The organism is Streptomyces sp. NPDC086766 (assembly GCF_044746005.1).
Taxonomy (GTDB): Bacteria; Actinomycetota; Actinomycetes; order Streptomycetales; family Streptomycetaceae; genus Streptomyces.
Genome location: NZ_JBIVBI010000014.1, coordinates 140,057 through 154,073 on the forward strand (window position 1 = coordinate 140,057; position 14,017 = coordinate 154,073).

General features: G+C 71.6%; 12 protein-coding genes. 9 read left to right on the top strand and 3 right to left on the bottom strand.

Annotated features, from left to right (window positions below; all coding sequences use genetic code 11):
* Positions 1-276 precede the first annotated feature (276 nt).
* From ACIPM1_RS24815 to ACIPM1_RS24830, 4 genes are all read left to right on the top strand, one after another.
* On the top strand, positions 277-2,835 hold the full coding sequence (locus tag ACIPM1_RS24815; protein WP_402438186.1) for an ATP-binding protein: 2,559 nt from the start codon (positions 277-279) through the stop codon (positions 2,833-2,835).
* Positions 2,835-3,551, top strand: a complete 717-nt coding sequence (locus tag ACIPM1_RS24820) for a response regulator (RefSeq protein ID WP_356188191.1) — start codon at positions 2,835-2,837, stop codon at positions 3,549-3,551. Before ACIPM1_RS24815 ends, ACIPM1_RS24820 begins: the two co-directional genes overlap by 1 nt.
* Before the next feature lie 80 nt (positions 3,552-3,631).
* A complete protein-coding gene (locus ACIPM1_RS24825) occupies positions 3,632-4,030 on the top strand; it encodes an OB-fold nucleic acid binding domain-containing protein (RefSeq protein WP_356188189.1) in 399 nt (132 codons plus the stop codon).
* Positions 4,031-4,033: 3 nt separating this feature from the next.
* Positions 4,034-4,804, top strand: a complete 771-nt coding sequence (locus ACIPM1_RS24830) for a DUF3159 domain-containing protein (RefSeq protein ID WP_402438191.1) — start codon at positions 4,034-4,036, stop codon at positions 4,802-4,804.
* Between the two features lie 137 nt (positions 4,805-4,941).
* Here ACIPM1_RS24830 and ACIPM1_RS24835 read toward each other — a convergent pair whose 3' ends face one another.
* On the bottom strand, positions 4,942-5,619 hold the full coding sequence (locus ACIPM1_RS24835; protein ID WP_356188185.1) for a TrkA family potassium uptake protein: 678 nt from the start codon (positions 5,617-5,619) through the stop codon (positions 4,942-4,944).
* Entirely contained in the window at positions 5,619-6,290 is a 672-nt protein-coding gene (locus ACIPM1_RS24840) for a TrkA family potassium uptake protein (protein WP_356188183.1), read from the bottom strand. The genes ACIPM1_RS24835 and ACIPM1_RS24840 overlap by 1 nt, the downstream gene beginning before the upstream one ends.
* Before the next feature lie 407 nt (positions 6,291-6,697).
* On the opposite strand from ACIPM1_RS24840, the gene ACIPM1_RS24845 reads away from it, so the two are divergent.
* The 5 genes from ACIPM1_RS24845 (at position 6,698) to ACIPM1_RS24865 (ending at position 13,079) form a co-directional block, all read left to right on the top strand.
* Positions 6,698-8,749 (top strand): APC family permease, encoded by a 2,052-nt coding sequence (locus tag ACIPM1_RS24845; protein ID WP_402438195.1) that lies wholly within the window; start codon positions 6,698-6,700, stop codon positions 8,747-8,749.
* A 134-nt stretch (positions 8,750-8,883) separates the two neighbouring features.
* Positions 8,884-10,212: a class I SAM-dependent RNA methyltransferase gene (locus ACIPM1_RS24850; RefSeq protein ID WP_402438198.1), complete on the top strand. Its 1,329-nt coding sequence runs from the start codon at positions 8,884-8,886 to the stop codon at positions 10,210-10,212.
* 365 nt (positions 10,213-10,577) lie between these two features.
* Positions 10,578-10,781, top strand: a complete 204-nt coding sequence (locus ACIPM1_RS24855) for a cold-shock protein (RefSeq protein ID WP_356188166.1) — start codon at positions 10,578-10,580, stop codon at positions 10,779-10,781.
* Positions 10,782-11,131: 350 nt separating this feature from the next.
* Positions 11,132-12,628, top strand: coding sequence for a DEAD/DEAH box helicase (locus tag ACIPM1_RS24860; RefSeq protein WP_402438202.1), 1,497 nt, complete (start codon positions 11,132-11,134; stop codon positions 12,626-12,628).
* 46 nt (positions 12,629-12,674) lie between these two features.
* Entirely contained in the window at positions 12,675-13,079 is a 405-nt protein-coding gene (locus ACIPM1_RS24865; RefSeq protein ID WP_402438204.1) for a CBS domain-containing protein, read from the top strand.
* Positions 13,080-13,149: 70 nt separating this feature from the next.
* On the opposite strand, the gene ACIPM1_RS24870 is transcribed toward ACIPM1_RS24865, so the two are convergent.
* Entirely contained in the window at positions 13,150-13,998 is an 849-nt protein-coding gene (locus ACIPM1_RS24870) for a hypothetical protein (protein WP_402438207.1), read from the bottom strand.
* Positions 13,999-14,017: the final 19 nt, after the last annotated feature.

A 14,017-nucleotide genomic window follows, 5' to 3' on the forward strand; every position in this document is an offset into this window, starting at 1 on the left:
CCGTGCGCGACCGCGGGGGGAGCCCCGGTCCTTCGCCGTGCGCACCCGCGGGGGGAGCACCGGCGGCCCTGGCCGTGCGTGCCCCGTGAGGACGTCCGGTCCGAGAGGGAGACCGTCAGGCGCCGCCGGTCGGCAGAAGCGCCGGGCCCCGGGGCGCCCGGTGCGTCAGGAATGCGTCAAAGACGTCTCACGGTTGCCTCCTTGCCCGTTTCGCCGGAGTCGAGGGCCGTATGGTCGACGCTGCCCACGCGGGGCGTAAGGGAAGACAATGGGGCCATGGCACGCGGCAAGCTTCGGATCCACCTCGGTGCGGCACCGGGCGTCGGCAAGACCTACGCCATGCTGTCCGAGGCGCACCGCAGGGTGGAGCGGGGCACCGACTGCGTCGTCGGCTTCGTCGAGCACCACGACCGGCCGCGCACCGGCGCGATGCTGCACGGTCTGGAGCAGGTGCCGCGCCGTGAACTGACGTACCGGGGCGCGACCTGCACCGAGATGGACGTCGACGCGGTGCTGCGCCGGGCCCCGGCGGTCGCCCTGGTGGACGAGCTGGCGCACACGAACGTCCCCGGCTCGCGCAACGCCGAGCGCTGGCAGGACGTGGAGGAGCTGCTGGCGGCCGGGATCGACGTGATCTCCACGGTCGACATCCAGCACCTGGAGTCCCTCGGCGACGTGGTCGAGTCGATCACCGGGGTCCGGCAGCGGGAGACGGTGCCGGACGAGGTGGTGCGGCGGGCGGACCAGATCGAGCTGGTCGACATGGCGCCGGAGGCGCTGCGCCGGCGGATGGCGCACGGCAACATCTACCAGCCCGACAAGGTCGACGCGGCACTGGCGAACTACTTCCGGCCCGGCAACCTCACCGCCCTGCGCGAGCTGGCGCTGCTGTGGGTGGCCGACCGGGTCGACGAGTACCTGAACGAGTACCGCAGCCGGCACGAGGTGTCGACGATCTGGGGTTCGCGGGAGCGGATCGTGGTCGGTCTGACCGGCGGCCCGGAGGGGCGCACGCTGATCCGCCGGGCGGTGCGCCTGGCGGAGAAGGGCGCCGGGGGCGAGGTGATGGCCGTGTACATCGCCCGCAGCGACGGACTGACCTCGGCCTCCCCGAAGGAGCTCGCGGTCCAGCGCACCCTGGTGGAGGACCTGGGCGGGACCTTCCACCACGTGGTCGGCGACGACATCCCCGCCGCGCTGCTCGACTTCGCGCGCGGCGCCAACGCCACCCAGATCGTCCTGGGCTCCTCCCGCCGCAAGGCCTGGCAGTACGTCCTCGGGCCCGGCGTCGGCGCGACGGTGGCCCGCGATTCCGGGCCCGACCTGGACGTGCACATCGTCACGCACGAGGAGGCCGCCAAGGGACGCGGGCTGCCGCTGGCCCGGGGCGCGCGGCTGGGCCGGGCGCGGATCGTCTCCGGCTGGGCGGTGGGCGTCGCCGGGCCGGTGGTGGCGGCGCTGCTGCTGAACACCGTCCACCTGGGCCTCGCCAACGACATGCTGCTGTTCCTGGCGCTGACGGTGGCGGCGGCCCTGCTCGGCGGGCTGCTGCCGGCCCTCGCCTCGGCCGCCGTCGGATCGTTCCTGCTCAACTACTTCTACACCCCGCCGCTGCACCGGCTCACCATCGCCGACCCCAGGAACATCGTCGCCCTCGCGGTCTTCGTCGGGGTGGCCGTGGCGGTGGCGTCGGTGGTGGACGTGGCGGCCCGCCGCACGCACCAGGCCGCCCGGCTGCGCGCCGAGGCCGAGATACTGTCCTTCCTCGCGGGCAGCGTCCTGCGCGGCGAGACCGGCCTGGAGGAGCTGCTGGAGCGGGTCCGCGAGACCTTCGCCATGGAGTCGGTGGCGCTGCTGGAGCGGCGCGGCGACGTCGACCCCTGGACCTGCGCCGGCCGGGTGGGCACGGGGGCGCCGCCGCGGCGGCCGGAGGACGCGGACGTGGACGTGCCCGTCGGCGACCGCATGGCGCTGGCGCTGACCGGACGCGTGCTGCCCGCCGCCGACCGCCGGGTCCTCGCCGCCTTCGCCGCCCAGGCCGTCGTCGTGCTGGACCGCCGCCGCCTCCAGGAGGAGGCCGACCGGGCCCGCGCCCTCGCCGAGGGCAACCGCATCCGCACCGCGCTGCTCGCCGCCGTCAGCCACGACCTGCGCACCCCGCTCGCCGGGATCAAGGCGGCCGTCTCCTCGCTGCGGTCCGAGGACGTGGAGTGGTCCGAGGAGGACCGGGCCGAGCTGCTCGAGGGCATCGAGGAGGGCGCCGACCGGCTCGACCACCTCGTGGGCAACCTGCTGGACATGTCCCGGCTGCAGACCGGCACCGTCACCCCGCTGATCCGCGAGATCGACCTCGACGAGGTGGTGCCCATGGCGCTCGGCGGCGTGCCGGAGGGCAGCGTGGAGATGGACGTCCCCGAGTCCCTGCCCATGGTCCGGGTGGACCCGGGGCTGCTGGAGCGGTCGGTGGCCAACCTGGTCGAGAACGCCGTGAAGTACAGTCCGCCGGACAGGCCCGTCCTCGTGTCGGCCAGCGCCCTCGCCGACCGGGTCGAGGTGCGGGTCGTGGACCGCGGGCCGGGCGTCCCGGACGCGGCCAAGGAGCGTATCTTCGAACCTTTCCAGCGCTACGGGGACTCCCCGCGCGGCGCGGGCGTCGGCCTCGGCCTCGCGGTGGCACGCGGCTTCGCCGAGGCGATGGGCGGCACGCTCGCCGCCGACGACACACCCGGCGGCGGCCTGACCATGGTCCTCGGCCTCCGCGCGGCCGGAGCGCGTCCCGTGCCGGACGTCCCGCGGCGGACGGCGGGCCCCGTACTCACCGAAAGGCAGGTCTGATGCCTAGCCCCACCGGGGGGACCCCCCGGACCCCCACGCGGGTCCTGGTGATCGACGACGAGCCGCAGATGGTGCGGGCCCTCGTGATCAACCTCAAGGCGCGCGCGTACGAGGTCGACGCGGCCGTCGACGGCAGGACCGCCCTCGACCTGGCCGCCTCCCGCCACCCCGACGTGGTGGTCCTCGACCTCGGCCTGCCGGACATGGACGGCGTCGAGGTGATCCGGGGCCTGCGCGGCTGGACCCGGGTGCCGATCCTGGTGCTGTCCGCCCGGCACTCCTCCGACGAGAAGGTCGAGGCGCTGGACGCGGGCGCCGACGACTACGTCACCAAGCCCTTCGGCATGGACGAGCTGCTGGCCCGGCTGCGCGCCGCCGTCCGCCGCGCCGAGCCCACCGGGGGCGGGGAGGGCGACGTGACGGTCGAGACGGACGAGTTCACTGTCGACCTCGCCGCGAAGAAGGTCCACCGGGCCGGCCGGGACGTACGGCTGACCCCGACCGAGTGGCACCTGCTGGAGGTGCTGGTGCGCAACACCGGCCGCCTGGTCGGACAGAAGCAGCTGCTGCGGGAGGTCTGGGGGCCGTCGTACGGGACGGAGACGAACTACCTGCGCGTCTACATGGCCCAGTTGCGCCGGAAGCTGGAGGCCGACCCGTCGCATCCCCGGCACTTCATCACGGAGCCGGGGATGGGGTACCGCTTCGAGAAGTAGAAGTGAGGTCCGCGGACGACCGTCCGGGCGAGGGCCCCTGTGGCTGCGAAGGCGGCGGCGCACCCCGGTACGCTTCAGATATGAGTGCTGTTCCTCGTTCCGAAAAGCCGGTGGGCCGGTTCCGGCGCATGCTCGACCGGCTCTCCTCGTCGCAGGAGGACCTGGAGTCCGAGGAACTGCGGGAGGACGCCGCGACCGCGGGCTGCACCCGTATCGGCGACTGCCACGACCGCCAGATCGTCACGGTAACTGGTACCTTGCGCACGGTCACCCTGCGTCCGCGCGCCGGAGTCCCGGCCCTGGAGGCCGAGCTGTTCGACGGCTCCGCGGCCCTGGACGTGGTGTGGCTCGGCAGGCGCTCCATCGTGGGGATAGAACCGGGGCGCAAGCTGATCGCATCGGGCCGGATCTCCATGAGCCGGGGCCGCCGGGTGCTCTTCAACCCGAAGTACGAACTGCGACCCCTCGGACGGGAGTAGCCGGTGACCTCACTCGACAAGCCGACCGAAGACCCCCAGGCGAAGGCGGACGACGCCCGGGCGGTGACGGAGGCCGCGCTGTTCGAGGCGTTCGGCGGTGTGCGGGGCATGGTCGAGACGGTGCTGCCCGGCCTCCTCTTCGTCACGATCTTCACCATCGACAAGGACCTGCACTGGTCGGCGATCGCCGCGCTGGCCGTGTCGCTGGTGCTGGTCGTCGTCCGGCTGGCGATGCGGGACACCGTCAAGCACGCCTTCAGCGGCGTCTTCGGCGTCGCCTTCGGTGTCGTCTTCGCGATGATGACCGGCAACGCCAAGGACTTCTACCTGCCGGGCATGCTCTACACGCTGGGCCTGGCGCTGGCGTACATCGTCTCCACGCTCGCCGGCGTGCCGCTGATCGGCCTGATCCTGGGCCCGGTCTTCAAGGAGAACCTCTCCTGGCGCACCAGGAACCCGGGCCGCAAGAAGGCGTACGCCAAGGCCAGCTGGGCCTGGGGCCTGATCCTGCTCGCCAAGTGCGCGATCCTCTTCCCGCTGTACTGGTGGGCCGACACCACGCAGCTCGGCTGGGTCCTGATCGCCCTGAAGATCCCGCCCTTCCTGCTGGCGGTCTGGCTGACCTGGCTGTTCCTCGCCAAGGCGCCCGCGCCCATCGACGTCTTCGCCGAGATGGAGGCGGAGGAGAAGGCCGAGCAGGAGCGCGAGGCCGCCGAACTGGAGGGGGAGCGCGGCGAGGCCCCGAGCGGCGGCCGCCACCGCCGCGGGGCCTGAGCCCGTCCGCCATCGCCGAAAGGCTCGAGCCCTCCCGCCACCGCGTCGAGGCCTGAGCCTTCCCGCCACAGCCCGTACGACGACGAGGGGCGCCCGGAATCCACCGGGCGCCCCTCGTCGTCGTGGACCGGGAAGGCTCAGCCCTCCGTGTCCGCCCGGCGCACCGACAGCAGGTCCTCCAGCTGCTCCTCGCGGGCCTGCGCGGCCACGAACAGCAGCTCGTCGCCCGCCTCCAGGGAGTCCTCCTGGGAGGGCGTCAGGACGCGGGTGCCGCGGATGATCGTGACCAGGGAGGTGTCCTGCGGCCACTCGACGTCGCCGACCTGCGTGCCCGCCAGGGCGGACTCCTCCGGCAGGGTCAGCTCGACGAGGTTGGCGTCGCCGTGGCTGAAGCGGAGCAGGCGGACCAGGTCGCCGACGCTCACCGCCTCCTCCACCAGAGCGGACATCAGACGCGGGGTCGACACGGCGACGTCGACGCCCCACGACTCGTTGAACAGCCACTCGTTCTTCGGGTTGTTCACGCGGGCCACCACCCGCGGTACGCCGTACTCCGTCTTCGCGAGCAGGGAGACGACCAGGTTCACCTTGTCGTCGCCCGTCGCCGCGATCACGACGTTGCAGCGCTGCAGCGCGGCCTCGTCCAGGGAGGTGATCTCGCAGGCGTCGGCGAGCAGCCACTCGGCCTGCGGGACGCGCTCGACCGAGATGGCGGTCGGCGCCTTGTCGATGAGAAGGACCTCGTGGCCGTTCTCCAGCAGCTCGCCCGCGATCGAGCGACCGACCGCGCCGGCACCGGCAATGGCGACCCTCATCAGTGACCGCTCTCCTCTTCGGGGCCCTCGGCGAACGCCGCCTCGACCTTGTCCACGTCGTCCGTCCGCATCATCACGTGCACGAGGTCGCCCTCCTGCAGCACCGTCTGCGAGGTCGGCAGGATCGCCTCGCCGAGGCGGGTCAGGAACGCCACGCGGACGCCCGTCTCCTCCTGCAGCCTGCTGATCTTGTGCCCGACCCACGTCGGGGCGGCGTGCACCTCGGCGAGCTGGACGCCGCCGGTGGGGTCGCGCCACAGCGGCTCGGCGCCCGAGGGCAGCAGCCGGCGCAGCATCTGGTCGGCCGTCCAGCGGACCGTGGCCACGGTCGGGATGCCCAGACGCTGGTAGACCTCGGCACGGCGGGGGTCGTAGATGCGGGCCGCGACGTTCTGCACGCCGAACATCTCGCGGGCCACGCGGGCGGAGATGATGTTCGAGTTGTCGCCGCTGGAGACGGCCGCGAAGGCCCCGGCCTCCTCGATGCCCGCCTCGCGCAGGGTGTCCTGGTCGAAGCCGATCCCGGTGACCCGGCGGCCGCCGAACCCGGGACCCAGCCGACGGAAGGCGGTGGGATCCTGGTCGATCACCGCGACCGTGTGCCCCTGTTGCTCCAGGGTCTGGGCGAGAGCGGAACCCACTCTCCCGCAGCCCATGATGACGATGTGCACGCCCGTCCTTCCGGTGTCAATAGTCACTGCTCAGCCCCATCAGGGTCTCAGACAGAGGGACAAGCTACACATGCGCGGTGCGCGGTGGGCACCCCCCTGTCACCTGTCGGGCGGTTCGCGGGCACGGGACCCCTCGTTCCGCTTCGGGCGGGGCCGCCGAGTGATGCCGCGCACGCCGCACAGGGTGAGGAATCCGAGGCCCGGCAGGGCGGTACCGGCGCCGACGGGCTCCGCGGCCGCGGGCGTGGAACCTGCGGAGGCCGGGGGGCGGCGGCTTTCGCCGTCCCGGCACGGAACCCGCCTCACCTGCGGAATCCGTGGAGATTCCGCCCGCCGGGTTCACCCGTGAGGCAGATCTCGGGTGGCGGGTGGGCGACCTCCTGTTCGAAGGCCTACGATCCTCTGTTGTGTCCAAACTGACCGACGTGCCCAAGCGGATTCTGATCGGGCGCGCACTGCGCAGCGACCGGCTGGGGGAAACCCTCCTGCCGAAGCGCATCGCCCTGCCCGTCTTCGCCTCCGACCCGCTGTCCTCCGTGGCGTACGCCCCCGGCGAGGTCCTGCTGGTCCTGTCCATCGCGGGCGTGTCGGCGTACCACTTCAGCCCCTGGATCGCGGTCGCGGTCGTCGTGCTGATGTTCACGGTGGTCGCCTCCTACCGGCAGAACGTCCACGCCTACCCGAGCGGCGGCGGCGACTACGAGGTCGCGACCACCAACCTCGGCCCCAAGGCGGGTCTGACGGTGGCCAGCGCGCTGCTCGTCGACTACGTCCTCACCGTCGCCGTCTCCATCTCCTCCGGCATCGAGAACCTCGGTTCCGCGATCCCCTTCGTCGTCGAGCACAAGGTGCTCTGCGCGACCGCCGTGATCGTGCTGCTGACGCTGATGAACCTGCGCGGTGTGAAGGAGTCCGGCAAGCTCTTCGCGATCCCGACGTACGTCTTCGTCGGCGGCGTCTTCATCATGATCGCGTGGGGCGCTTTCCGCGGGCTCGTCCTCGGCGACACCATGCACGCGCCGACGGCGGACTTCCACATCAAGGCCGAGCACCAGGGCCTGGCCGGCTTCGCCCTGGTCTTCCTGCTGCTGCGCGCCTTCTCCTCCGGCTGCGCCGCGCTCACCGGTGTCGAGGCGATCTCCAACGGCGTCCCCGCCTTCCGCAAGCCCAAGTCGAAGAACGCGGCGACCACGCTGGCGATGATGGGCCTGCTGGCCGTGACGATGTTCTGCGGCATCATCGCGCTGGCCATGAGCACCAACGTGCGGATGGCCGAGAACCCGGCCACCGACCTCATCCGCAACGGGGTCCCGATCGGCCCGGGCTACGTCCAGAACCCGGTGATCTCCCAGGTCGCCGAGGCGGTCTTCGGCAAGGGCAGCTTCCTGTTCGTCGTGCTCGCCGCGGCCACCGCCCTGGTCCTCTTCCTCGCGGCGAACACCGCCTACAACGGCTTCCCGCTGCTCGGCTCGATCCTGGCCCAGGACCGCTACCTGCCCCGCCAGCTGCACACCCGCGGCGACCGCCTCGCCTTCTCCAACGGCATCGTGCTCCTCGCGGGCACCGCCACCCTGCTGGTGGTCATCTACGGCGCGGACTCGACCCGCCTGATCCAGCTGTACATCGTCGGCGTGTTCGTGTCCTTCACGCTCAGCCAGACCGGCATGGTCCGGCACTGGAACCGCCACCTGGCCACCGAGAAGGACCCGGCCAAGCGCAGCCACATGATCCGCTCCCGCGCGATCAACGCCTTCGGCGCCTTCTTCACCGGCCTGGTGCTGGTCGTCGTCCTGGTCACCAAGTTCACCCACGGCGCCTGGGTCGCCCTGCTCGGCATGTGCATCTTCTACGCGACGATGACGGCGATCCGTAAGCACTACGACCGGGTGGCCGAGGAGATCGCGGCGCCGGAGGGCCCGAGCGACGACAGCGTACGGCCCTCGCGCGTCCACTCCGTCGTGCTGATCTCCAAGATCCACCGCCCCACCCTGCGCGCCCTGGCCTACGCCAAGCTGATGCGCTCGGACACCCTGGAGGCGCTCACCGTCAACGTGGACCCGGTGGAGACCAAGGCGCTGCGCGAGGAGTGGGAGCGGCGGGGCATCCAGGTCCCGCTCAAGGTGCTCGACTCGCCCTACCGCGAGATCACCCGGCCGATCATCGAGTACGTCAAGAGCCTGCGCAAGGAGTCCCCGCGCGACGCCGTCTCGGTGATCATCCCCGAGTACGTGGTCGGCCACTGGTACGAGCACCTGCTGCACAACCAGAGCGCGCTGCGCCTGAAGGGCCGGCTGCTGTTCACGCCCGGCGTGATGGTGACCTCCGTGCCCTACCAGCTGGCCTCCTCCGAGGCGGCGAAGCTGCGCGCCCGCAAGCGCCAGGAGTGGAACGCCCCGGGTTCGGTGCGTCGCGGTCCGGCACAGGAGCGTCCGAAGGAGTCCCCGGCGGCCAAGGGCTGAACGCGGTGCGGCGCCCGGCGCCGCCCCCTCGCCGCCCCCGCCCCACGCCCGTGGTGAACGGCCGGACGGCGCCCACGTAGACTGGTGGGCTGTTGTCCGGCCGTTTCCGCTTCCCGATCTGGAGTCACCCCGCCATGCAGGCAGAACCGAAGAAGTCGCTGGTGGGGGAGGAGTACGAGGTCGAGGTCGGCCCCGTCGCCCACGGCGGCCACTGCATCGCCCGCACCTCGGAGGGCCAGGTGCTGTTCGTCCGGCACACGCTGCCGGGTGAGCGGGTCGTGGCGCGGGTGACGGAGGGCGAGGAGGGGGCCCGGTTCCTGCGCGCGGACGCCGTCGAGGTGCTGTCCGCTTCCAAGGACCGCATCGACGCGCCCTGCCCCTACGCGGGTCCCGGCCGCTGCGGCGGCTGCGACTGGCAGCACGCCAAGCCGGGCGCCCAGCGGCGGCTGAAGGGCGAGGTGATCGCCGAGCAGTTGCAGCGGCTCGCGGGCCTCACGCCCGAGGACGCCGGCTGGGACGGCACGGTGATGCCGGCCGAGGGCGACAAGCTCCCGGCGGGCGAGGTCCCGCAGTGGCGCACGCGCGTGCAGTACGCGGTGGACCCGGGCGGCCGGGCGGGGCTGCGCCGCCACCGCTCGCACGAGGTCGAGCCGATCGAGCACTGCATGATCGCCGCCCCGGGCGTCAGCGAACTGGGCATCGAGAAGCGCGACTGGACGGGCATGGACTCCGTCGAGGCGATCGCGGCGACCGGCTCGCAGGACCGCCAGGTGATCCTCACCCCGAAGCCGGGCGCGCGGCTGCCGCTGGTGGAGCTGGACCGTCCGGTGTCGGTGCTGCGGGTGGACGAGCGCAACGGCGCGATCCACCGGGTGCACGGCCGCCCCTTCGTCCGCGAACGCGCCGACGGCCGCACCTACCGGGTCGGCGCCGGCGGCTTCTGGCAGGTCCACCCGATGGCCGCGGACACCCTGGTGAAGGCGGTCATGCAGGGCCTGCTGCCGCGCAAGGGCGAGATGGCGCTGGACCTCTACTGCGGCGTGGGCCTGTTCGCGGGCGCGCTGGCCGACCGGGTCGGCGAGCAGGGCGCGGTGCTCGGCATCGAGTCCGGCAAGCGCGCCGTGGAGGACGCCCGGCACAACCTCGCCGACTTCCCCCGCGTCCGCATCGAGCAGGGCAAGGTCGAGTCGGTCCTGCCCCGCACCGGCATCACGGAGGTCGACCTGATCGTCCTGGACCCGCCGCGCGCGGGCGCCGGCCGCTCGACGGTCGCCCACCTCTCGGCCCTCGGCGCCCGCCGCATCGCCTACGTCGCCTGCGACCCGGCCGCCCTGGCCCGAGACCTGGCGTACTTCCGCGAGGGCGGATACCGCGTGCGGACGCTGCGGGCGTTCGACCTGTTCCCGATGACGCATCACGTGGAGTGCGTGGCTGTTTTGGAGCCCGCCACAAAGGGGCTCTGACCTGCTGTTTCCTGGCACCAGGCAGTTCTGGCGCTCATGTGACGCTCGCTCTGACGGGGCAGGACGCGTTCCCGCTGGTGAAGGTCAATATCTGTGCCCGCGAGCTGAGATTTCAACGGAACGGGCAGGTAGATTCTCTACCGCATTAAGTGGAGTGGGATTCTTCGCCGTACACAGGCCGCTGCGGCGTGCTACTGTCGATGTCAGTTGCAGTTGTGGTTCCCAAAACTTCAAGTGCCCGCCGGTCGGCGCCTGTGCCACTGGAAGCGCTTTTGTTATCCGGTTCTTTTTCCGGGGTGATCATCGCGGCGACACAGGGTCCGCGCAGTGCGGATCCCGATGCACTGCCCCAAAGGAGAAATGACATGGCTACTGGTACCGTGAAGTGGTTCAACGCGGAAAAGGGCTTCGGCTTCATCGAGCAGGACGGTGGCGGCGCCGATGTGTTCGCCCACTACTCGAACATCGCCGCCCAGGGCTTCCGCGAGCTGCTGGAGGGCCAGAAGGTGACCTTCGACATCGCGCAGGGCCAGAAGGGCCTGACGGCTGAGAACATCGTTCTCGCCTGACGCTGACTGTCGCGTACTTGTAGCTGGGGCCCGCGTCCTTCGGGGTGCGGGCCCCAGCTACTCGCATTTTCCCGCAGTGGTTTCGCCTGCGGACGACAACCAGGAAACCCGTAGGCTCGCCGCATACGGGGCATCCTTCAGGGGCGCAGCAGGCGTCCCTTCATACTTCATCGCGGTGGACTCCCGAACATTGCGTCCGCTTCGCGCCACTCATTCCAGCTCCTGTGCCGGCCCGGATTTTTCGTCGGTCAGGCTGGCTTTCGCATTCCACTGGTACATTCTTGCAATTCTCTGTGCTGCTGATCGCTGCGGGAATTCCTTGATATGTGCCGTATCGAGGAAGGTTCCGCATGAACCGCACACGCACGAACGACCGCTTCACCCGCACCCGTAACGGCAGTGCCGAATCCGGAAGGGGTGGCAGCCGATTCGGTTCGTCGGCCAGGAGCCGCTCCGCCGGGTCGAGCCGCTCCGGTGGTTACGGCCGTCGGCCCGCCGCGGTCCAGGGGGAGTTCGCGCTGCCCAGGACGATCACTCCCGCGCTCCCCGCCGTGGAGGGCTTCGCCGATCTCGACATGCCCGGGGCGCTGCTGGGCGCGCTCAGCTCGCACGGCGTGACCGTACCCTTCCCGATCCAGGCCGCCACCCTGCCGAATTCCCTCGCCGGCCGCGACGTACTGGGCCGTGGCCGCACCGGCTCCGGCAAGACCCTCGCTTTCGGGCTGGCGTTGCTGGCCCGCACGGCCGGGCAGCGCGCCGAGGCCAGGCAGCCGCTGGGGCTGATCCTCGTACCCACGCGTGAGCTGGCGCAGCAGGTCACCGACGCGCTCGCACCGTACGCCCGCTCCGTGAGGCTGCGGCTGGCCACGGTGGTGGGCGGAATTCCGATCGGCCGGCAGGCGGGCGCGCTGCGCGGTGGCGCCGAGGTCGTCGTCGCCACACCGGGACGCCTCAAAGACCTCATCGACCGCGGCGACTGCCGGCTGAACCAGGTGTCCATCACCGTCCTCGACGAGGCCGACCAGATGGCCGACATGGGCTTCATGCCGCAGGTCACCGCCCTTCTCGACCAGGTCCGCCCCGAAGGCCAGCGCATGCTGTTCTCCGCCACTCTCGACCGCAACGTCGACCTGCTCGTGCGCCGCTACCTCAGCGACCCCGTCGTGCACTCCGTCGACCCCTCGGCCGGCGCGGTCACGACGATGGAGCACCACGTGCTCCACGTTCACGGCGCCGACAAGCACACGGCAACCACCCAGATCGCCGCACGCGACGGCCGCGTGATCATGTTCCTCGACACCAAGCACGCCGTCGACGGCCTCACCGAGCACCTCCTGAACAGCGGGGTACGGGCCGCCGCCCTGCACGGCGGGAAGTCACAGCCACAGCGCACCCGCACGCTGGCACAGTTCAAGACCGGACACGTCAACGTGCTGGTAGCGACCAACGTCGCGGCGCGCGGCATCCACGTCGACAACCTCGACCTCGTCGTCAATGTCGACCCGCCGACCGACCACAAGGACTACCTCCACCGCGGCGGCCGTACCGCCCGCGCAGGAGAGTCCGGCAGCGTCGTCACCCTGGTCACACCCAACCAGCGCCGCAGCATGACCCGCCTCATGGCAGCGGCCGGCATCGTCCCGCAGACCACCCAGGTCCGCGTCGGCGAAGAGGCCCTGCACCGCATCACCGGCGCCCAGGCCCCCTCCGGCATCCCGGTCGTCATCACCGCACCGGTGGCCGAACGCCCCAAGAAGCGCGGCGCCACCTCACGCGGCCGACGCCGCCCCGTCTCGGCGGCCCGCCGCGCGCCGGTACGGCAGTCCACCGACGGTGCGGCGGCATAGAACCTTGGTGATCAGGAAGCCGGCCCGACTCCGCAGGAGGCACACTTTGACGCTGAACCAGACGCAGTTCCGCCCGGCGAGCGCCCACCCCGCGCACGGCGCGGTGGCCGACACCATGGACGCGGCCGGACCGCAGGTCTGGGAGGACATGACCGTGGAGGTGGCACTGTCCGTGATGGCCGCCGCCCGTACAGGTCGTCTGGTCGTCTGCGACGAGGACGGTATGTGCACCGGCCTGGTCACCCGTGACCGGCTCACGGCCGTTCGTGACGGTTCCGGATACACGGATCGGATCCGCCTGCGTGACATCGCCGACGTCATCGAGCCCTTCGCCTCGCCGCTGGTCACGAGGGCCGAAGCCGAGCGTGCAATGCGCTGCCGCCGGTTCGGGATCCCGCCCGTGGCCGACGGACACGGCAACGCTCCGGGCGTCGTCGCCCTCTCTCGCTGAACCGCCCTCGCCCCTGGCCGGCCCGTACGAGCCGGCTTCCGCAACGCTCGGCACTCGGTTCTCCGACTTCTCAGGTTCCGGGGGTCTCGGGCCGCGACTCGTAGTGCAGGGTGTGGAAGCGGCCGCTCTCCTCGCGCCCCGCGGGGTCGCGGCCCAGCGCCCGTACCGCCGTGATCGCGTAGCGCCGTTCGCGCTCGTCGGTGAAGAGGCGCTGGGGGTAGGTGCGGGAGGCGTCGACGGTGGTCCTCAGGCCGTGGGCGGCCAGGGCGCGGGCGATCGGCTGGTACGACACCGTCCGCAGCACGAAGGCGCTGACCCATACCGGTCGGCGGGCGCCCTCCAGCAGTGCCGTGAAGGTTCGGGCGGTGATGTAGCTGCCGCCCCCGGTCACCGTGATGAGGCCGACCTCGGCGAGCGCGCGGCGCAGGCGGGGGCCGGGGGAGGCCCGTTCCAGATCGTCGGAGAAGGCGGCGTCCAGCAGGCCCACCTCCAGGGCGTACCGCACGGCGGGGGCCGCGACGTCCAGCCCGAACACCGGCACCGCGTCCGGGCGGCGCCGGGCGGCGTAGAAGGCCTTGTCCGATGCCGTCAGTTCCGCCGTCGACATCGCCCGGGTTCCGGGGGAGGTGTACCGCTCGTACATCTCGGCCAGCGTCACGTCGTGGTTGAGCAGCGCGGCGTTGATCCCGTAGGAGCAGCACACGTCCAGCACAGCCGGCCCGGGGGTGCGGGCGTCGTCGAGGGCGGTCCGTTCGGCGGCGACCTGCCGGAAGACCGGCTGGGCGTGGTGCGGGATCTCGTACTCCAGTGGCGCCAGCCGGGTGAAGTAGGCGCGGGGGTCCGGTCGGCCGTAGATGTCGTCGAACCGTGCCTTGCCACCCGCCGCGCCCTCGGTGCTGCCAGAGCCGGGCTCGGCCATGCCGTACTCCTCCTCGCGC

Excerpts from the sequence above, each read along its gene's own strand:
- ACIPM1_RS24860 (WP_402438202.1), top strand. The coding sequence starts at position 11,132 with ATGAACCGCACACGCACGAACGACCGCTTCACCCGCACCCGTAACGGC.
- ACIPM1_RS24855 (WP_356188166.1), top strand. The coding sequence starts at position 10,578 with ATGGCTACTGGTACCGTGAAGTGGTTCAACGCGGAAAAGGGCTTCGGC.
- ACIPM1_RS24825 (WP_356188189.1), top strand. The coding sequence starts at position 3,632 with ATGAGTGCTGTTCCTCGTTCCGAAAAGCCGGTGGGCCGGTTCCGGCGC.
- ACIPM1_RS24835 (WP_356188185.1), bottom strand. The coding sequence starts at position 5,619 with ATGAGGGTCGCCATTGCCGGTGCCGGCGCGGTCGGTCGCTCGATCGCG.
- ACIPM1_RS24850 (WP_402438198.1), top strand. The coding sequence starts at position 8,884 with ATGCAGGCAGAACCGAAGAAGTCGCTGGTGGGGGAGGAGTACGAGGTC.
- ACIPM1_RS24870 (WP_402438207.1), bottom strand. The coding sequence starts at position 13,998 with ATGGCCGAGCCCGGCTCTGGCAGCACCGAGGGCGCGGCGGGTGGCAAG.
- ACIPM1_RS24815 (WP_402438186.1), top strand. The coding sequence starts at position 277 with ATGGCACGCGGCAAGCTTCGGATCCACCTCGGTGCGGCACCGGGCGTC.
- ACIPM1_RS24820 (WP_356188191.1), top strand. The coding sequence starts at position 2,835 with ATGCCTAGCCCCACCGGGGGGACCCCCCGGACCCCCACGCGGGTCCTG.